Genomic DNA, 20,065 nt, shown 5'->3' with positions numbered 1-20,065 from the left:
GTGGGATAGGCCATATGTTTCGTGCTGACCGCCAATGCGTATCGGTATTGTGGCGGGCGGCTATGCCGACGGTTACCCCCGCCATGCCCCCGCCGACACTCCGGTGCTGGTGAATGGCAGGCGTACCCGACTTGTCGGGCGCGTATCCATGGATATGCTGCATGTGGATCTGAGTGGAATTGAAGGGGCCGGCGTAGGCAGCCCTGTAACACTCTGGGGGAAGGAGTTGCCCGTGGATGAGGTAGCGCAGTCGGCCGGTACAGTGAGCTATGAGCTGCTCTGTGCTCTGGCACCCCGCATGAGAGTGGTCACGTAAGAAACATAAATCCGGAGGTTGACCGCTTATTTTTTAGTCCGGCACCATAGCTCGTAATGATTTTTGCCTCACCCGGCCTCCCCTTTGGGGTGAGGCTCCCACGGGATGATTGCCCGATTTTTGCGGCACATGGCTGTGTTGCAACGCCTTGGAATGGGACTATTTCGCGTTGTTGCGCTTATTCTGTACTCCAAGAACCGCACACTCCACCCTGCCCGACGACCGGATTCAGGACGAAAAAAGGCGGTCAACCTGACCGCCTTTTTAATCTGGTGAAGTCCAAAATTCCGGGTTATTCGATTTTCGCCTTACCGCGAAGGTCGCCGACAAAGGTCGCAAACTGACGTTGCAATACGCGTTGCGCCAGATTCTGCTTTATTTCCTCGAATGGCGGAATTTTCAAGGGGCGTATGTCATCCAGGCGGATTACGTGCCAGCCAAAGGGAGTTTTCACGGGTTGTTCGGTAAGCTGGCCCTTGGTCATTTTCGTTAATGCTTCGGCAAAGGGTTGGACATAGCTGGCGGCGGGACTCCAGTCGAGTTCGCCACCTTTGCTTTTGCTGCCGGAATCAATGGATTTTTCTTGCGCAATCTTATCCAACTTGCCGCCTTTCTTGATCCGCGCGATGATGTCTTTTGCTTCCGCCTCGGTAGCAACCAGGATGTGATGTGCCTTGTATTCTTTATCGCCCATTTGGGTTTTCAGCGATTCATATTCTTTCTTCAGCTCTTCGTCGCTGACCGGGTGATTCTTCACATAATCAATTTGATATGCCCTTACCAATGCTGTCAGACGGGCAATTTCAAGCTGGGATACGAAATCCGGGTCCTTGTCGAGCCCTTTTTTCAGAGCTTCCTGCGCTATGACTTCCTCGGTTATGAGATCCTCACGCAAGGTCTTCCTGGTTTCAGGGCTATCGGCTTGACCTTGGGCGGCCCGCGCTTTCACTATAAATTCAAGGCGCGATTGGGGGATTGACACTCCATTCACCTTCGCCATGGATGGGCTGGATTGGGCCTGGACAGTCGTTACGGCGATCAGGCCAGAAATACCGAGCACCGTCAATTGAGAGAGTTTCATAAAACGCATGGGTTTTCCTTGTCAGTGGATTGAATCGAATCAAATTTCTTCGGGAGTATACGCTTTTACGCTCAGTGCGTGAATATCCTTATGCATCATCTCTTTTAACGCGGTATAGACTAAGCGGTGCCGGGCCAGAAGGGATTTACCGAAAAATTCGCGTGAGACAATGGTGAGAACGTAATGTCCGCCACCACTTTTAGCGCCCTCATGCCCCGCATGCCTGGCGCTCTCATCCATGATCTGAATCTGCTCCGGATCAAGAATGGCAAGCTTTTGTCTGATCAATTCAATTGTGCTCACCATGCTTTACCTTATGGTAAAACTTTCTTGAACGGTTTGACTGTCAGTCTTGCATATACGCCAGATGTGGCATAGGGATCGGTTTCCGCCCAGTTGCGCGCCGCTTCGAGTGATTCAAATTCTGCGACAATAAGGCTGCCGGAGAACCCGGCGGGGCCGGGGTCGGGACTATCGATCGCCGGGTAGGGTCCCGCCAGAACCAGACGCCCCTCTCGCCGCAATTCGTTAAGGCGCTCCAGGTGTGCGGCGCGGACCGCCAAGCGTTTTTCCAGGCTGTCCGGAATATCTTCGCCGCTGATCGCATAGAGCATCATGCCTCCTTATCCCCTTTGTCTTCCATATATTTTCCCAACATCAGTCCTTGCAATACGACAAATACCAGCATCAGTCCCATGAACCCGAACAGCTTGAAATTGACCCAAGTTTCAGTGGAATAATTAAAGGCTACATAGAGATTGGCGCCACCCATCAATGCGAAAAATGCTGCCCAACTGGCATTGAGGCGAGTCCATATGGGTTCCGGAAGCGCAATCTGCTCTTTCATCATGACACGAATCAAATTCTTTTTGAAAACCGCGTGGGCCAGCAGCAGCGCTCCCGCGAAAAGCCAGTAGAGGACGGATGGTTTCCACTTGATGAAAGTTTCATCTTGCAGTATCAGCGTGGCACTGCCGAAGATGACGATGATAACAAGGCTTACCCAAAGCATGGTTTCAACCTTCCGATGGCGAAACCATACCCAGCCGATTTGCGCAAAAGTTGCGACAATAGCTACAGCGGTGGCAGCGTAGATTCCATAAACCTTGAATGTAATGAAAAACAGAATAACCGGAAAGAGATCAAAAAGAAACTTCATAAATGTCGATACGGTTTACGGTTGATTGAGAAAACGATTATGTCGGCTAATCTGCAAAAGGCTATTCAATTTCATATATAACCGGGATGTAAGCGATTAAAAAAATTGAAATTTTCTATAATTGAGCCGTTTCCCCGGTTCATCCTGACGAAGTGCTTTTTACCCCCTCAGGTTTATAATTCCGCTACCGGTATGGATATTGCTATCCGGAAAGCTGATTAATACGGATTCATACCATGTCAGCACGCGCCTCAATGCAGGTGTACCGGTGCGACTTCTCCTTCGTCTGGAAATTCAGTATGCACCACTTCACCCTCCGGATTTGGAAATAGCGGCGCGCCGCATTCTTCGCAATATTCCAGAAGGAAGTGATTGTCCAGCACTGTGGTATGCGTGATACCGCATTCCCGCAGCGTCGTTTCGATTTGTGTCACAGTGTCGCTGTTTTCATCTTCGTCACCTACCAGCGCCCAGACGATGCCATAGAGGACTTCGTCGCGATCCTTGAGGGTAAAGCTTACCCGGTATTCCTCCAGCCACTGGTCGTAAAAGGGCGCGATGACTGCGCGCAGCCTGTTTGCGGAAATATTCAATGTTGATTGCAGAAAATCGATGGTGGCATGCGTAGAATAGGGCCGGGCAAGGCGATCCGCCATGCGCCATGCCGAAAAGAAGCCATCGGGTATTACCAGTTCGAACGCACAACCTTGAAATAGCGGCCGAAGGGCTTCGGTGCCATGAGTCTGCCATGCAAGCAGTGTATCCTGTTTGGAAAACTTTACGCCGAGCGGATGCGTGCTCTTGTCCGTGCCGGATCCGTCGGCTTCCTGCCATCGGAACATGGATTTTCCCTGCGGAACGGCGATTGCACCGAGGAGATAACGGGTATCGGACAGAAATCGTCCGGTTTCAGCCAGTTGGCGAGGATTTATGTGCAAGTCCCGTTCTCCCGCCACCGCAGCTGTCCACAATTTGTTGGCAAGTTCATGGGTGAGGTGATAGCCACGTGGAAGCTGGTCAGGGCTGAAGAGGCAATCCGCCAGCACGAATTGGACATCTTTCGCCAGCACATGTGCCTGCAACTGTACTCGGAGACTGGCAAGCACCGGCTCGGATATCAGGCCGGAAGGAATTGAGAAACGCGACCAGGTCAATACCGGCGCCGCGAACATCAGCACATCATGACCAATGCCTTCCCGTATGAGTACGCCGCATTCGATCGCCGCTTCAATTGCATAAATGAATTCACCGTAACCCACAGAATCGGTGTCGTAGAGCTGATCCAGCGCCGCTTCAAGGTTTTGATCGTCGCCGGTACGCAACTGCGCATGTATCTTTGCCGCAAGCCGGTTCTCCCAGAATGCATCCTCGATACGGCTGCCGGAAGCAGCAAGTCCCGCAGCCAGCCTGGAAAGCTCCTGAACCACGCGCGGGGATTTGGTGCGATGCTGGACGCGAGGTTTTTTCATGAAAGGTGTGCGTAACAAATTGAAAAGACATTTTAACCCAAATCCAGGAATTGGAAGGGGTAGAGTCCGTTTTGAGGAAGGAAATTCGACGGCTTTGCACGCCAACGCACTCTTGGCTGAACTTATTGTACAACATAAAGTACTCAATGAGAATGCGACCGGGAGAGAACAGATTTGCCGATTTTGAAGATCAGCAGGGGCGAAATATAGGCCGGTCCGACGCTTTTGCAGGCGATTTCCGAAAACCTACCCCCGATCCGGACACGGTCTTTTTTCCGGCAATCTCAGGATGATCACTTTTTCAATCATCCCCGGGTTCGGGAGGATACGATCTGTTGGCCGTTAGCATGCAACCTGTTTTTCCTCGTTTCTTCATTTTTTAGGTGCTTCCTTCATCCAAAGCTTTGCCGGTTCGCCCTTCCGGAGCCCGATAGCTTGAGCTTTTCCGGGTCGGGCTGCCTGTTTTTTTGTCTGCTTGGCGACATCATTACTTTGTCAGGCCGAAAGTGGATATTATAAGTTACTTTTAAAGCCCTCAAAAAACCCGATTTTCATCCGCGCAATAGACTGTCCGGCCTCGCAACCGATAAGTCCCTAGCTGGCGAGCTTTGCGCCCAGTACGTCTACATGCTCGATCTGCGGAGCCTCCGCAAGTAGTTCGGCCGCGTTGGCCATGAGTGCCGCGGCAATGGGGCCCGCCAAATGTGCTGACCGCCCCGCGTCGTCAATGAATGCGTCGAAAATGCCAAAAGTCGAAGGACCCAGCCGTAGCGCGAACCAGACTGGCGTGGTGGTTTCCGCATTTGCCAGTGCAAGTCCCTGTTCGAGAAAATGGATGACATCGGCTTCTTTTCCTGGCTTGGCTTGTAATCGTACAAATAACGCAACTTTTACCATGATAATTTCCTCTCTTTTAAGTTGAATAACGAGAGACAGACTTTAGAGAAGTCATAAAGTTTTGCCAAGTGGCAAGATTGACAAATTTGATATAATTCCTGCCATGCATATCCACATTCTCGCGCTCAATGGAGTTTTTGACACCGGGTTGTCGACCATTCTCGATACCCTGAGTGTTGCGAATGATCTTGCGGGTGCCAATAGCGCTTTTTCAACCCATTTCGAGGTAACCATTGTGGGCACACGCCGCCACGTGCGTACCAGCCAGGGATTATCGGTGCCCGTGGTGCCGGCAACCCGGTGCACATACCCGGATGTTGTATTGATCCCCGCACTCGGGGCAAAGATGCCTGAAACGCTGCGAGCGGCGCTTGAACGCCGCGATGTGGCGGATGCCGTCGAGCTTTTGCGGCAGTGGTCTGACAGCGGTGTTCTGGTGGGGGCCGCATGCACTGGAACATTCGTTCTTGCCAATACTTTGCTCCTCAATGGACAGAACGCTACCACCTCTTGGTGGCTCGCTCCTCTGTTTCGAGAGCGGTATCCCCTTGTGACGCTGGAAGAATCCCGCATGGTAGTGGGCTCGTCGCGTTTTGTCACCGCTGGTGCAGCGCTTGCGCATATCGATCTCGCACTATGGCTTGTGAGGCGCAGCAGTCCGGCACTCGCTGCATTAACAGCCCGTTTTCTTGTCATCGAACCACGCCCATCGCAGGCAATTTTTGCGATTCCCGATCATCTCGCGCATGAGGACCCGCTGGTCGAACGGTTCGAACGCTGGGCCCGGCTAAGACTTGCGGATGGCTTTTCGCTAAGTGGGGCGGCCAGCGCGGCGGGTACAAGCGAAAGGACGCTCTCCCGCCGATTGCGCGCTGTACTGGGCAAAACCCCGCTTTCCTATTTCCAGGATCTTCGTGTCGAGCGCGCACTGCATCTTTTGAGAACGAGCAGTGACAGTATCGACCTGATTGCCGCTCAGGTTGGTTATGCGGATGGGACAACGCTGCGCGCACTTCTTCGCCGCAAGATCGGCCGGGCTGTCAGCGAGCTCCGAATACCCTACTAAATGATTTGAGGGAGGTTCAGGGTGGCTTGCCTGGGTTCAGATCATCCCTTCCATGGACCAGATGGTATAGCACCGGGAGCACGAGCAATGTCAGCAGCGATTGGGAAAGAGTGCTACCCACCATCACCGTTGCCAATGTCCGCTGTACTTCGGCACCGGTCCCCGTGCTCAGCGCCATCGGCAGAAAACCAAGCGTTTCTACCCATGTTGTTATCAGCACCGGACGCAACCTGAGGAGGGATCCGGTACGAATGGCATCGTCCAGAGTCAGACCCTGTGCGCGCAGATCGCGTACAAAGGATATCAGGACCAGTCCGTCCAATACGGCCACCCCGGACATGGCGATGAACCCTACCCCGGCAGAAATGGACAAGGGAATATCGCGTAGCCACAGGGCCAGAATTCCCCCGGTGACAGCCAGGGGGACCGCGGTAAATACCAGCAGGCTGTCGCGAAAACTCCCGAGCATGGTGTAGAGGAGAAGAAGAACCAGACCCAGAGCAAGTGGGGACACAATCTCAAGGCGCTGGGCTGCAAGAATCATTTGCTCGAATTGCCCCCCCCATACTGTCCAGTATCCAGCGGGTATCTGCACGTTCTCCGCGATGAGCGTTTCAGCCTCGCCGACAAAGGAACCCAGGTCCCGGCCGCGCACGTTTGCCGTGACAACTGCTCTCCGTTTGCCATTTTCACGACTTACCTGATTGGGGCCGGGAATCACTTCAAATCTGGCCACTTCCGCCAATGTCACATAGGCCGGCAGGGCGGTCGCCGGAGCATTTGCCGCGGTGCCCAAGGTTGCGGCGGGAAGGCCGATCGGCAAACGCTTGAGCGCCTCGATATCGCCGCGCAGGTGTTCCGGAAGCCGGACTTGTAGCTCGAAGCGGCGATCGCCCTCGAAAATGGTGCCGGCGTTTCGTCCGCCGACAGCAACCGCTACGGCATCCTGCACATCCGCTACGTTCAACCCGTAGCGCGCCAGTCTTGCGCGGTCAGGCTGAATCGTAAGCACCGGCAATCCGGTAAGTTGTTCGATTTTTACATCCGCGGCCCCTGGAACCGTTTCAAGTATCTTCTCAATCTGCTCGGCCACGGTAAATAGCGTGTCCATATTGTCGCCGAATACCTTGACCGCCACATCCGCTCGTACACCCGATATCAATTCGTTAAAACGCATCTGTATGGGTTGGGTGAACTCGTAATTATTACCCGGCACCTTTCGCACCGCCTGCTCCATTGCGGCGATCAATTCCGGCTTGGTGTGATGCGGCCCCGGCCATTCCGCCTTTGGTTTCAAAATGATAAAAATATCAGCAACATTTGGTGGCATGGGATCGGTTGCAATTTCAGCGGTTCCGATCTTGGCGAAAACCCTTTTCACTTCCGGAAATGTCTTGATTGTCTCTTCCAGTTCATTTTGCATTTCGATAGCCGTGGTCAGGCTAGTACCGGGGATGCGGATTGCGTGGAGGGCGATATCCTCTTCATCGAGGCTGGGCAAAAACTCGCTGCCCATGCGCGTAGCCAGCAAGCCGGACAGTACTACAACGACCACGGCAAGTGTTACAGTCAATCCCTTGTTGCGCAATGCAGCGTCCAAGGCAGGCGAATAGATTCCCTTTGCCCATGCTACCGTGGAACTCTCTTTTTCTGTTACCTTGCCTGAAAGAAAGAGTGCGACTGCCGCCGGGACGAACGTCAGGGAGAGAACCACCGCTCCCAGCAACGCTATCACGACTGTGAAAGCCATGGGATGGAACATCTTTCCCTCTACCCCGGACAGTGCAAATACAGGAAGGTAGACGACCATGATGATAAGTTGTCCGAACAGCAGGGCCCGCCGTACTTCGCTGGATGCATCGAATACGATTGAGAAGCGCTCGGCGGGAGTTAATCCCCGGCCCAGCCGCGCCTGTTCATGAGCAAGGCGCCGGATACAATTCTCGACAATAATGACGGCGCCGTCGACAATGATTCCGAAGTCCAAGGCACCCAGACTCAGCAGGTTGGCACTGACCTGGTTCGCGACCATGCCGCTGAGTGTGAACAACAACGAGAGCGGGATAATGAGCGCGGTGATCAGTGCCGCGCGCAGGTTGCCGAGAGACACGAACAGCACCACGATTACCAGGGCGGCACCTTCCAGCAAGTTGTTCGAGACGGTGCGAATGGTTTTTTCCACCAGGGTGGTGCGATCATAGACGGGGGTCGCAACCACACCTGCGGGAAGGCTGCGATTAACCTCTACCAGCTTTTTGGCGGCCGCCTGAGAGACCGTACGGCTATTTTCCCCCATCAGCATATGTACCGTTCCGAGTACCACCTCTTTGCCATTTTGTGTGGCGGCGCCGGTGCGCAACTCTTTGCCTATCAGGATATCGGCAACATCCTTGACGCGTATCGGTATCCCTGCTCGGGAACCGAGCGTGATATTGCCGATCTCGTCCAGATTGGCTACCTGTCCGGGCAATCGAACCAGGTACTGCTCTCCGCTCTTTTCGATGTAACCGGCACCGACGTTGAGATTGTTGCGCCCCAGCGCGGTGATGACATCCTGCAACGTCAATCCGAAAGAGATCAGCTTTTCGGGATAAGGAGCGACATGGAACTGTTTGACGAAACCGCCAACCGTGTTGACTTCCGTGACTCCGGGCACCGTGCGCAACTGTGGCCGGATGATCCAGTCCTGGATCTCGCGCAAATCGGTCGGCGTATATGCCGTGCCGTCCGGCTTTCTTGCACTTTCTTTAGCGGCGACGGTCCACATGAATATTTCACCCAGACCGGTAGAAATAGGTCCCATAGTAGGCTCAACGCCGACGGGCAGCTTGTCTCTTGCCTCCTGTATCCGTTGACTCACTAACTGACGAGCAAGATAGATGTCGGTGCCGTCCTTGAAAATAACGGTGACCTGCGACAGGCCGTAGCGCGAGAGTGAACGGGTATATTGGAGATTGGGGAGGCCCGCCATGATGATCTCGATCGGGAATGTCACGCGCTGTTCCGCCTCGATTGGCGAGAATCCCGCCGCGCGGGTATTGATTTGTACCTGTACGTTAGTGATATCCGGTACCGCATCGATGGGCAGCTTTTGGGAGTTATAAACCCCAAGCATGGCCATCGCCAATACCGCCGTCAGGACCAGGCCACGCTGCTGTATGGATGTTCGCAAAATCCGTTCAATCATGATTTTTCATCCCGGTTCGTTCCTTCGGGATGCCTGGTATGCTTGCTTGCGACTGCTGCACCCTAATGGTCATGACTCGCTCCCGATTTGCCCAGCTCAGCCTTGATGGCGAAGCTGTTACCCGCGGCGTACTGTTCTCCTGCCCGGAGCCCCTTGAGTACTTCGATCATTTTTCCGTCGCCGCGCCCCAGTTCCAGGGGGCGTGCTTCGAAGAATTGGCCGTAGCGGCCGAATACCACCGTCCAGTCACGAATTGTTTGAATGGCATCCGCCGATACCGCGACGGGCACCGGGAGATCTTCTGTCACCAGTTCCGCGTTTACAAACATGCCGGGCCGCCATCTGCCATCCTCGTTCTCAAGCTCCACCCGCGCTGTGGCAGTTCGGGTTTGCCCGCCAATCAGGGTGGTTATGTAAGTGACAGCACCCTCGCCTTCGACGTCAAAAGCGGTCGCCTTGACTGTTACCCTCTGCCCGACCTCGATCACAGCCAGGTCTTTCGGATATACCGTAATGGCCGCCCAGACTGTCGATACGTCGGCTATGGTATAAATGTTCGCGTCGTCCTTAAGCGTCTGACCCTGTGCAATGGCCTTGGCAGTGATGAGGCCCGAGATGGGGGCCTGGATTTCGTAGCGCGCCAGATTTTCTTCTGATGCGCCTGAATCAGGACGCACTCCCAGGGAGCGCAGTTTTACTGATGCGAGATCCACTGCGATTTCGGCTTCGTTTAACAACTCCTGGGCGATGAGATAATCCTGCTTGGCGGTAATCTTCTCTTCCCACAGCCGCTTTTCCCGTTCGAAGGTAGTCTGCGCCAGCGCCAATCGTTTCCGCGCGACCCGATGCTGACTGCGTAACTCGGCCAGCATCTGGCTTTCAATTACTGCAAGCACCTCTCCTTTCTTCACGTGTTGACCATGATGGCGATAGACAGCGGTTACGATGCCGGGCAGCCGCGGCACCACTTGTACGATGGTGTGTTCGTTGAAGATGATTTCGCCCGGCAGCTTGAGTGTAGGTTTGATTGTTGCTGCTTCGGCGGTCAGTATTTCGATACCCATGCTCTTTAGCATTTCGTTCGAGATTTTCACTCGCATCTCGACCTGGCTGTAGTTCCAGCGAAAAGTTTTGCCATCCCATTGAGCGGAAACGACCACATCGAACGAATGAGGCTCCTCGATCGTCTGATCGCCGATCAAATAATCGGCCTCCGGCGTGAATTTAATTACTTGTGCGGGAGTGCCGAGCCGGGTAAGTGTGACGGTGATTTTGGCGGCGGATGGTGATAATGGTTTGTCATTCTTATAGAGATAAAGCCGGAACTGTGGAGGCACCCCTTGTTCAAAGATGGTCACTTCCACCCCGAAATTATCGGTCGTAAGCAGCTTGCCTCCCCTGGGCCCCCTGTCGGACGCCGTGTCGGACTGAACCTTCGCATTGTCGGATGGTTTACTCGCGGTATCAGCGGCGGTGGATGGAGCGCTCTTATCCAAGGTGAGAATCAAGCCACCCACGGCGATTCCTATCGCGATCACGGCAATGATCGGAATGAGTCGATTTTTGTCCTTCATTTTTTACTCCTTATAATCAGGACCAGCGCTGTTACATTAGTCGATTGTTTTGGCGACACCATCGAGGATGCCATCGATCGGTGCCGCAATCAGCCGTTCAATTTCATTGACTAGACGCTGATAGTTCGCCAGCGCACGTATATACAGGATTTGGTTCAGAAATAGGGTACGCTGGGCGTCCAGCACTTCCAGAAAACCAAACCTGCCCAGTTCGTAACCTTTGTTGGTGACTTCGAAGGCGCTTCTGGCAGCGGGTATTATCTCGTCGCGTAGTATGCCGGTTTCCCTCTGTGCGGCCGACAACGCCTCATACGCCTGTGTAAGTTCGGTTCTAAGACGCAGCTCGGTGGCGGCTTGCTCGTCAATGGCCTTATCCACACGTTGATGGGCTTGCAGGATATTGCCCTGGTTGCGATCGAACAATGGCAGCGGCAATATCACGGCAGCGACGGCAGTATTGCCTCCGAGTTGTGCGTGATGAACGACGCCGGCTTGAATAGTAAGGTTTGGAATGCGCCGGGTCTGCTCCAGATCCAGCAGCGCTTTACGCTGATCTATATTTCTCATGGCGCGCAGCGCCATGGGGCCGGCGAGAACATGTTTCGCAAGCACGTCGAAATCCGGCAGAGTAACTGACGATTCAAGGTTTCCAAGTGCTTTATTAAATCGCGGTGAAGCGTTGCCCCATAGCAGAGTCAGCCGTTTGCGCGCGGCGGCCAGCTCGCGTTGCGCCTGCTCTAGTTCAATCCGTGTGGTGGAAAATGTTACCCCGGCCCTGGTTTCCTCAATGGGAGGCACCTTGCCAGCCTGAACGCGCTTTACCACTGCGCTTACTACCCTCTGCGCCAATTGCTGACTCTCTTTTGCGAGTCGCAGACGCTCTTGCGCAGCAAGTACCTCGGTAAACACATTCGCCACTCGAGCGATAAGTTCCACTCGCCTGATTTCATAATCCTGGCCTGCCAGTTCTTCACCCAGCGATGCGGCGCTAACCCGCGCGGCACGTTTTCCACCGAGCTCGATCAACTGATAGATACGAATCGTCGTAATTTGCTGGACAACTTCTTGTGAAACTGCCTTTGTAGAGTTGATGTCGCCTGTAAGCGGCTGAATATTTCCGATATTCTCAACATTCACGGATAACTCAGGGTTTGGCAGTAGGCCAGCCTGAAGGGTGGCTCCTTTCAGGGCACGGATCTCCTTGGCGAAAGCCGCCAATTCAGGATTGCGCTGCAGCGTGAGAAGCGCGGCATCGCGCAAAGTGAGATCTTTTGTCTCCTCGGGTAGAGCGGAGTAGTCCGCGTTTCCAACAGGCAATGCGCCGAAAAATGTATTTTCGGCAATGGCCGCCGATGGGCAACTGAATGCCAGAATGAGCAATCCGGCCGATACTCGGTGTGACACCGTGAACAATGTTTTAAAGTTCATGGAAATATCTCCGCAAGTGTTATGCGCCAACAGTCCGCTGCACAAGCAACCGCGCAATCGACATCGCAATGAGCGAAGCGGTTATCACGCCAATACAAGGCGGCAGGTCCACCCCACGTGGCAGGTGGTTTGACGTGGCTGTCAGACGACTTTCATTGCCGCTGGCTGCCTTTGGTTGTCTAGCTGATTTGAGGCAAACCAGGCAATGTCAGGGATCAGCCGTCGTGCCTGCCGATCTAGCTTGTGAAACCGTGTTTGGGAGGATGAAGAGGGGAATCCGGAATGGATTCGGGGACGATCAGAGAAATAAACGAGGTTAAAACCTCCGCACCGGTGGAGGCGGGTACCCGCGGCGGGGACGTAAAGAAAAACGGCTGATACTGACCGGCCGCATGAAGGCAAAGGTGGGTCGCCGCATCCAGATGACCTTCATCATTGAGAGCGGCATGGTGATGGGCCTCAAGATGCGCCGTCGGATCAAGAGAGAGCACATGGTGCTCATGATCCAACTCATGAGCGAATACCTCGCCGTTAAATGCCCAGCCAAATGCATTCGTCAGCATACTGACGAATAATAAAAGCATGACGGAATAGATACAGCGGCGCTTATTCATGGCGGTCAGATTGTATACCCCTGTAAAGGGTAATGCCAATATTTGTTTCTGCGCATGTCCCGAGCAGCGTGGGCGAGTTACCGGATAAGCGGGACTGGTATTCAAGCGCTTCGCCATATGCGCCCATAACTGGATGGGACGGTCAGCCAGCGCTCCTGCCCCTCATTGACAGAAAAGTTATCCTGCCCGTGCAATTGTTCGGTGTAGTTACCGGCACGCATGAAGATGAATGGCACGGTCTGCTCAATCTCGGTGAAATTCACCGCCACAAGGCTTACCGCAGCGGAGGTCTCTCTCTGGAACAGCAGGATGCCGCGCGATTGATAACGCTCCTCATCATTGTAAAAATAATGACTGCCGCGACGCAACTCGGCGCAACTCTTGCGCAGGCTCACGAGTCTCCGGGTCAGCTTGATCAGGTTTTTTCCGGTCGTGTCGTAGAAATAATCCCAGCGTAGCGGCCGCAGCAGTAATACCCGGCCAAGACCGCTATCGGGTAGAAAATAGTTCTCGCCAAATTCCTGGCCCTGCCATAGCATGGGGATGCCTTTCGCCGTGAGCAACCCGATCAAATAGGGCTGGAGCCGATACCATTGCGCGCGGTCACCTTCCGCAAATAACGAATTCCAGTCGGGACGATGCAGGCCGAACTCACACAGAAAACGGCTGTGGTCGTGGTTCTCGATGTATTGCAGCGGGGCCTTGGCCATTGTTTCGCCGTTTTGAGTAGACTGCTCGATGTATCCAAGCGCACCCAGCCGCTGGCCGAGATTCTCGATTGCGCCTCCCATGCCGTGAGCGCAGGCCACCGCGGCTCCATAAGTGGCGTTCTGCCACGTGGCATTGCTGTAGCTTTGCTGAAGAATCTGTTCCGGGGCTTCCAGTTGCTCGGCAATCTGGATCAGTCGCGAGCCTTCCGGTGCATCGAACCGGGGCAAGCTGGCAATCGAGGCTTTGACGTATTCATAGGTATGGAAAACCAGGTTGGCGTAACCTGCACCCAAAGCGCCATCCCAGTAGTTTGGCACGCAGTCATAGCGAAAACCGTCAACATGGTAGGTATTCAACCAGTGCAGGTTGACACTGAAGAAGAAATCGCGCGTCAGGGCGCGGTTGAAATCAGTGCTGACGCCGAAATAGTTCTGAGCAAACTCTCCCATGAATGGATTTTCGTGGTACTGGAGCCGCCGATAGAGATCGGCGTAAGGAAAGTCCTCCCCGGTATGGCCATAGACCGCATCAACGATCACCGCCAGTCCGCGCTGGTGGGCTGCATCGACGAACCGCTGGAAGTCGTCGCGCCGGCCAAAGCGTTCATCGACTCCAAAATAACCCTGTGGCAGATAGCCCCAATCGACCTCCAGCGAGACATTGTTGACGGGCATCACCGACAGTGCGTTCACACCCAGGTCGACCAGGTAGTCGAGCCGGTCGATCGCACCTTGCAAGCTGGCACTGAACTCGGCAAGGTTCAGCTCGTACAGGATCAGATCAGTTAGGGCGGGTGTTTTCCAACGGGTCTCGCCTGGACTCCAGACATAAGGAATGTAGCCGAGGGTAAAGGCAGAAAGCTTGCCGACAGCATATTCGCGCGCGTAAGGATCGATGATCCAGTCCAGTACTCCAGTATTGGGATTGTGCAGCTCGAAGCGATAGACATGACGGCCCGTCATGCCAAAATGCGAGTTTGGCTGCAAGTCGCGAGTCGTATTGAAATCGAGGGCCGTTGACCAGAGGTCGCCATAATCAGCATTGACATCATGCCGCAATTCGAACGCCAGTGGCTGAATTGCCTGGATGAACTGATCACGCTCATGAATGATTTTTACAAATAGCCGATTGCCGTTTGCCGCCGAAACCCATGGCAACAGTACGCCGAAATTTACCAAACCGGGCATGGATTCGTGAGGGCCGAGCTGATTCAGAGGAAGGTTATTCATAAGTTGATACCCTTCATGATGTTTTTAGCTGCTTGACGGGTTATCCAGCGATGGATGGATCAGGAGCTCTCACTTCTCGCCACCTTTCGGTCCCCAGAATACCACCCATGTTCCGAAATCACTGGAAAAATTCTCGAACCGGTGCTCAACATTAGCCGCCACGAAAAGACAATCCCCTGCCTTGAACGAATGCGAATTTCCGCTGATGACGAGTTCACCCGTTCCCCTGTGGATGAAATAGACTTCATCCTGCTCATGCGGAGTTTGCGGATCATGGCCGGCAGGCGCGTAATACTCAACCGACATGGTTCCATGGGCGAGAGCAACGGCGAATCGCTCGCCCATAGGCCACTCTGCGGTGACGGGACCGGGGATGCGAGAGAGTACTTCTTCGACGGTCGCTTTAGCTTTCAATGGCGGCTCCTAACGGAAAAAATGCCAGCAGGCTGCTAGTCATCGGTAACAGGCTCATTCACGGAGCTGTCCGGTAATTTCTGGAAGCTGCCTGAAAGCGCCGCAAGAAATTGGCTGCGGGCAGTCAGGAACTTATAAAGCGGGAAGGCGAGGACGCCAAAGAACAGTCCCAAGAGCAGGCCGGCAAATGGCGCTAAAAGGAGAACAAGAAGTGCTTTGTTAATCCCGCTGCTCTGAAAGGTATAAAAGGCATTGAAAGGCGAAAACAGCGTATTGGCGCAGCAAAATGCCAATGAATTGAATTTCATGAAGGAAATGAAGTCCAGTTGTACGAGGTATTTGCTCATATAGGTCTCATCCCAGCACTCAATTGGCACTTTTCGCCAAAGCGTGATTGTATGGGCTTGATTGTATGAAATCTGCTTCCGCTACACAATGGTCCGCGTGCGAAGTGTGACCATTGTTCGTCGCTTTGCGAATCGGCACGGTGACCGGCCCCTTTAATCTGAATTGGCGGTTGTGTCGAGAGTGCGCTGAACCAGGAAAACGACTGGCTTGCGTTTCCTGATCCAGAAGCGTCCGTATTGTATTATCCAGGGAAGATCCGTCAAGTTGACGTTTGGGTGACTCGTGCTAGACTGATACGAGGGATGCGGATTTCTATCATTGGGCGTTCCTGAAAGAAAATACCCTTATAGAGCGCGGAGCCGGGCTCATTGATCTACGCAACGGATCCGGGAACTTTTTTTGGCGGAGAGAGGATCGTTATGGAAGAGCTTGCCGCGACCAGATTCGAACTTCCCAATGGCGTGATCGCGCTGGTCCCCATGCGCAACGTCGTATTGTTTCCGCATGTGCTGATGCCTGTCACCGTCGGCCGCGTGAAGTCGATCGCCGCTGTCGAACATGCGCTCCAGTCCAATACCCCGATCGGCATCGTGCTGCAGAAAGATCCCGCTATCGACGACCCGGGCATTGATGCGCTGTGCCCCATCGGTACGGTAGCCAACGTCGTGCGTCACATCACTTCGGCGGATGGGTTACGTCACGCCGTGTGCCAGGGGATCGAGCGTTTCCGCATCAAGGAGTTGGTGGAGGGCTATCCGTTCCTGGCAGTCCGTATACAGCGTATTGATGAGTCGGAACTCATTTCTACCCAGGCCGAAGCGCTTGCCATGCAATTGCGTGAACGCGCCGTCGAGATCCTGTCGTTGCTGCCTGGTGTTCCCGCGGAGCTTGCGCATGCGCTACAGGCAACGCGCGCGCCATCGCATTTGGCGGATATCACGGCCAGCCTGCTTGATACGGAAGTGAATGAGAAACAGATGCTGCTTGAAACCCTGCGTACCGAGGAGAGGCTGCAAAAGGTGTTGGAGATCCTGTCGCGCCGCATCGAGGTACTCAGGCTGTCGCAAGAGATCGGTGAGCGTACGAAGGAACAACTGGAGGATCGCGAACGCAAGTTTCTTTTGCGCGAACAATTGAAGACCATCCAGAAGGAGCTCGGAGAGAGTGATGGCAATGATCAGGAAATTGAGCAGCTTGGCGAGGCGATCACCAATGCCGGCATGCCGGATGAGATCGAGGCGCAGGCACGCAAGGAATTGCAGCGGCTGCAGCGTATGCCAGGCGCGTCGAGTGAGTATTCAATGCTTCACACTTATCTGGAATGGATGACCGAATTGCCTTGGCGGTTGCCAGCCGATCCGCCCATCGACCTGAATACCGCACGTCAGATTCTCGAAGCCGATCACTTCGGGCTTGATCGAGTCAAGCAGCGTATTGTCGAGTTCCTGGCGGTACAAAAGCTCAAGCCTCAGGGGCGGGCGCCAATTCTGTGTTTCGTCGGGCCGCCAGGTGTGGGTAAGACTTCCCTCGGCCAGAGCATCGCGCGCGCATTGCAGCGGCCATTCGTTCGTGTGTCGTTGGGCGGGGTACACGACGAGGCCGAGATGCGCGGCCATCGCCGCACCTATATCGGAGCGATGCCGGGCAACATCGTGCAATGCCTGCGCAAGGCTGGTGCGCGCAACTGTGTGATGATGCTCGATGAGGTTGACAAGATGTCGGCCAGTCTCCACGGCGATCCATCGGCGGCGCTGCTTGAAGTGCTGGATCCAGAACAAAATTCGACTTTTCGCGACAATTACCTCGGTGTACCGTTTGATTTGAGCCGCGTTATCTTCATTGCCACGGCGAATGTCATCGATAATGTGCCGCCCCCGGTACGCGACCGCATGGAGATCATCGATCTGCCGGGCTATACCCGCGAGGAAAAACTTCAGATCGCGCTGCGCTATCTGGTGCACCGTCAACGCGAGGCAAATGGTCTTGCTGAAGCGCAGTGCGAGCTGACAGTCGAGGCGCTGGAAGGCATCATTGCCAATTACACTCATGAGGCCGGAGTGCGTCAGTTCGAACGGGAAATTGGACGCGTAATGCGCCATGCGGCCATGCGCATCGCCGATGATGAGCGGCTCCAGGTACGTGTCGATGCCGCGGACCTCGACGCCATCCTCGGACCGGCGAAATTCGAGCATGAAATCGGGCTGCGTACCAGCCTGCCGGGGGTGGCCACCGGTCTGGCCTGGACGCCGGTGGGCGGCGACATCCTCTTCATCGAAGCAACGCGGGTAAGCGGCAGAGGACAGCTGATTCTGACCGGCCAGTTGGGCGATGTAATGAAGGAGAGCGCTCAGGCGGCGCTCACCCTGCTAAAAGCACATGCAAACGACCTCAATATCCCTGCGGCAATGTTCGACGGCATCGACGTGCATGTGCATGTGCCGGCGGGCGCTATTCCGAAGGATGGCCCCAGCGCAGGGGTTGCCATGTTCGTGGCGCTCACGTCACTTTTTACCGATCGGCCGGTGCATCACGACGTGGCAATGACTGGGGAGATCAGTTTGCGTGGATTGGTACTGCCGGTGGGTGGCATCAAGGAGAAGGTGCTTGCCGCACAACGCGCGGGCTTGCGGAGAGTGCTGTTGCCGGCCCGCAATCAGAAAGATCTGAGAGAGGTGCCCGAAGCGACCCGATCCGAATTACAGTTTGTCTTGCTGGAAACCGTGGCGGATGCGATTCAGGCATCGCTGGGCGAGCGCGGCTCCGGTCGCGCCGGGTCCGAGTTCAAGCTTGTCTGAGCACAGAGCCAGTCAGTCTCAGACTATTCAAATTTCAGATATCGGCGCTCGATTTTCTAAATTGGACCAGAGTGAGGTTCCGTGTACATGAGTCTTGGAGTCCAGTCATCCCCCCGGCATTACGTCAAAACCCTGATCTGATTGATGGAGTGAATCTTGTTAGGAGCCGTGCTCGCAAACTGATGTTGCATGAATGTTACGGCTTGTTGCGATACATCACCACCGTAAAGCGAACCCCATGCTCGTCGCGCGTGGCGTCCAGATCGAAGGGGTACGCATCGTTGGCATCAAGTTTGCTGGCTACCGCGTCAGCCTCAAGGCCGGCGTACCATGCCCATTTGCCGGAGCCCAGTTGCTCAGCGACCGCAGCGAACCGCGGCTGACCCTCTTCGACATAGGTGCGCACACGCCGCAAGCTGGCGCCCAGTTCGGTGAGCCTGGAATCAAGCTCGCGTGCGGTGACATTGGTTAAAAACCATGATGATCCGGATCGCTCCTCAAGGATCACGGCATATTTTCGAGCCCCATCCACGGCATACGTGACGAAGTCAGAGATGCAGTGGCGGTCATCGAGAAGTCTGCGTGCACCGGCTTCATCCAGATCGAGATGAACGCTGGACAGCACCGCCGGTTCCTTTTGCAAAACCAGCGAGAAGCGTCGCTGCGACCCGCTGACGTCGACAGTGATGGCGATTGGCCGGGTATCGGCTTCGCGCAGCAGAGCTTCAATCGAGGGGGCGTCGAGATCGAGCACGTAACTGTGATCGGGCCCGGAATCCTTGAAGACGAGTGCGGCAAACCGTCGATGATTGCCTGTGCCATAGCTCGACAAACGCATCAGATGCATGCCCGGCGCAACTATGCTGCCGATTTGATTTGATTCAATGTCGTGTGACCAGTACCAAGCCTCGGGTGGTTTTCCTGCAATCATCATGCCTTCTCCTATAGCCGCTGGAGAGCTGTGGAGCGGCCTTATGGGTGGGATGGGGTGCTGGTCAGCTTATTTCCAGCCCGACATCGAATGATCCAGCATAACCTGTATCATTTTTGATGAGCGTCAATATCAGCTGGTCTCCGCCCTTACGGAAAATACCATCCCCCTCATTTCTCGGTGCGCGCGGGCCCCTTTGGGCATACGGTTGCGTTGTATAAACGTGATCGGTTATCGAGTCGTCGAAGTAGAATTGCGACGTAAACTCATGGGCTCGCATATATTTTGGATCGGTACGAATCTTGAAGTGAATATGGGGGGTTCTGCCCGGATACCAGCCGGGGTAGATAGTCATAAATCGAACGTTGCCGTTTGTATCCGTTACTTGATAGCCGCGCAGAAATTTTTTGCCAACGGTATTAAAACTATTGTCCTTAACGTCTGAATAAACTCCCTGGGCATCGCAGTGCCAGATATCCACAACAGCGCCCGCGAGCGGCTTGCAACCGGTTTTATCTATTGAGGAAACATGAATTTCGAGCGCGAGAGGCAACCCTTCTCTTATCGAATCATCCGAGGGATCGGAGCGGATATCCGCACGATGCAGGCGCTCGTCAACAAAATAGGGGCCCTCGGTCTGCTGGGGGGTAACAATGCAAGAAAGCATCCTTCCATTTATCTCCCTGGTGCCGGAGCCGCGCGACGAGCAGCCGGTGAACATGTTTATCCCCGCCGCTCCCAGCAGGGTCAGCATTTTTCGTCGACTTAACAGCCATTCCCGGTAATCATCAGCGCTCATGCTTTCCCCCGTGGAGTTTAGGGCAGGGGCAAACCAGCAAAGGATGC

Annotated in this window: 17 protein-coding genes and 1 pseudogene; 3 read left to right on the top strand and 15 right to left on the bottom strand. The window is 54.5% G+C overall.

The window, feature by feature from the left end; all coding sequences use genetic code 11:
* Positions 1-2 precede the first annotated feature (2 nt).
* Positions 3-316 (top strand): annotated as a pseudogene (locus EBAPG3_RS15685) (alanine racemase C-terminal domain-containing protein); the annotation flags it as partial.
* A gap of 292 nt (positions 317-608) precedes the next feature.
* Here EBAPG3_RS15685 and EBAPG3_RS13565 read toward each other — a convergent pair.
* The 6 genes from EBAPG3_RS13565 to EBAPG3_RS13540 all read right to left on the bottom strand — a co-directional run bounded on the left by EBAPG3_RS13565 (position 609) and on the right by EBAPG3_RS13540 (position 4,922).
* Positions 609-1,406, bottom strand: a complete 798-nt coding sequence (locus tag EBAPG3_RS13565) for a peptidyl-prolyl cis-trans isomerase (protein WP_173844514.1) — start codon at positions 1,404-1,406, stop codon at positions 609-611.
* Between the two features lie 30 nt (positions 1,407-1,436).
* The gene (locus EBAPG3_RS13560) at positions 1,437-1,703 is read right to left on the bottom strand and encodes a BolA family protein (RefSeq protein WP_004179561.1); all 267 of its coding nucleotides are present in this window, start codon (positions 1,701-1,703) and stop codon (positions 1,437-1,439) included.
* An 8-nt stretch (positions 1,704-1,711) separates the two neighbouring features.
* On the bottom strand, positions 1,712-2,011 hold the full coding sequence (locus EBAPG3_RS13555) for a YciI family protein (protein WP_004179559.1): 300 nt from the start codon (positions 2,009-2,011) through the stop codon (positions 1,712-1,714).
* Positions 2,011-2,556 (bottom strand): septation protein A, encoded by a 546-nt coding sequence (locus EBAPG3_RS13550; protein ID WP_004179557.1) that lies wholly within the window; start codon positions 2,554-2,556, stop codon positions 2,011-2,013. The genes EBAPG3_RS13555 and EBAPG3_RS13550 overlap by 1 nt, the downstream gene beginning before the upstream one ends.
* Positions 2,557-2,807: 251 nt before the next feature.
* On the bottom strand, positions 2,808-4,025 hold the full coding sequence (locus tag EBAPG3_RS13545; protein ID WP_004179555.1) for a DUF2863 family protein: 1,218 nt from the start codon (positions 4,023-4,025) through the stop codon (positions 2,808-2,810).
* A gap of 594 nt (positions 4,026-4,619) precedes the next feature.
* Positions 4,620-4,922 (bottom strand): putative quinol monooxygenase, encoded by a 303-nt coding sequence (locus tag EBAPG3_RS13540; protein ID WP_004179553.1) that lies wholly within the window; start codon positions 4,920-4,922, stop codon positions 4,620-4,622.
* Between the two features lie 103 nt (positions 4,923-5,025).
* Between EBAPG3_RS13540 and EBAPG3_RS13535 the strand changes: the two genes are divergently transcribed.
* On the top strand, positions 5,026-5,988 hold the full coding sequence (locus EBAPG3_RS13535) for a GlxA family transcriptional regulator (RefSeq protein ID WP_004179551.1): 963 nt from the start codon (positions 5,026-5,028) through the stop codon (positions 5,986-5,988).
* 16 nt (positions 5,989-6,004) lie between these two features.
* Here EBAPG3_RS13535 and EBAPG3_RS13530 read toward each other — a convergent pair whose 3' ends face one another.
* From EBAPG3_RS13530 to EBAPG3_RS13500, 7 genes are all read right to left on the bottom strand, one after another.
* Positions 6,005-9,175, bottom strand: coding sequence for an efflux RND transporter permease subunit (locus tag EBAPG3_RS13530; RefSeq protein WP_004179549.1), 3,171 nt, complete (start codon positions 9,173-9,175; stop codon positions 6,005-6,007).
* Between the two features lie 62 nt (positions 9,176-9,237).
* On the bottom strand, positions 9,238-10,749 hold the full coding sequence (locus EBAPG3_RS13525; RefSeq protein WP_004179547.1) for an efflux RND transporter periplasmic adaptor subunit: 1,512 nt from the start codon (positions 10,747-10,749) through the stop codon (positions 9,238-9,240).
* A 36-nt stretch (positions 10,750-10,785) separates the two neighbouring features.
* Positions 10,786-12,177 carry a TolC family protein gene (locus EBAPG3_RS13520; protein ID WP_004179545.1) on the bottom strand — a complete coding sequence of 464 codons (1,392 nt, stop codon included), beginning with the start codon at positions 12,175-12,177 and terminating at the stop codon, positions 10,786-10,788.
* Between the two features lie 236 nt (positions 12,178-12,413).
* Positions 12,414-12,908 (bottom strand): hypothetical protein, encoded by a 495-nt coding sequence (locus tag EBAPG3_RS13515; RefSeq protein WP_227869225.1) that lies wholly within the window; start codon positions 12,906-12,908, stop codon positions 12,414-12,416.
* Entirely contained in the window at positions 12,893-14,731 is a 1,839-nt protein-coding gene (locus EBAPG3_RS13510; RefSeq protein WP_004179541.1) for an alpha-amylase family glycosyl hydrolase, read from the bottom strand. Before EBAPG3_RS13510 ends, EBAPG3_RS13515 begins: the two co-directional genes overlap by 16 nt.
* 69 nt (positions 14,732-14,800) lie before the next feature.
* Positions 14,801-15,145, bottom strand: coding sequence for a cupin domain-containing protein (locus EBAPG3_RS13505; protein ID WP_040852862.1), 345 nt, complete (start codon positions 15,143-15,145; stop codon positions 14,801-14,803).
* Between the two features lie 35 nt (positions 15,146-15,180).
* Entirely contained in the window at positions 15,181-15,492 is a 312-nt protein-coding gene (locus EBAPG3_RS13500) for a hypothetical protein (RefSeq protein WP_004179537.1), read from the bottom strand.
* 369 nt (positions 15,493-15,861) lie between these two features.
* Here EBAPG3_RS13500 and lon point away from each other — a divergent pair, with 369 nt between their 5' ends.
* Positions 15,862-18,288 carry an endopeptidase La gene (gene lon / locus EBAPG3_RS13495; protein ID WP_227869224.1) on the top strand — a complete coding sequence of 809 codons (2,427 nt, stop codon included), beginning with the start codon at positions 15,862-15,864 and terminating at the stop codon, positions 18,286-18,288.
* 196 nt (positions 18,289-18,484) lie between these two features.
* On the opposite strand, the gene EBAPG3_RS13490 is transcribed toward lon, so the two are convergent.
* Positions 18,485-19,222, bottom strand: coding sequence for a hypothetical protein (locus EBAPG3_RS13490; protein WP_004179534.1), 738 nt, complete (start codon positions 19,220-19,222; stop codon positions 18,485-18,487).
* Positions 19,223-19,283: 61 nt separating this feature from the next.
* Entirely contained in the window at positions 19,284-20,018 is a 735-nt protein-coding gene (locus tag EBAPG3_RS13485) for an intradiol ring-cleavage dioxygenase (protein ID WP_004179532.1), read from the bottom strand.
* Positions 20,019-20,065 lie beyond the last annotated feature (47 nt).

This window comes from Nitrosospira lacus, assembly GCF_000355765.4.
In the GTDB taxonomy this organism is placed as follows: Bacteria; Pseudomonadota; Gammaproteobacteria; order Burkholderiales; family Nitrosomonadaceae; genus Nitrosospira; species Nitrosospira lacus.
Note: the sequence above shows the minus strand (reverse complement) of the source record. Positions and strands in the feature narration are given on the sequence as shown.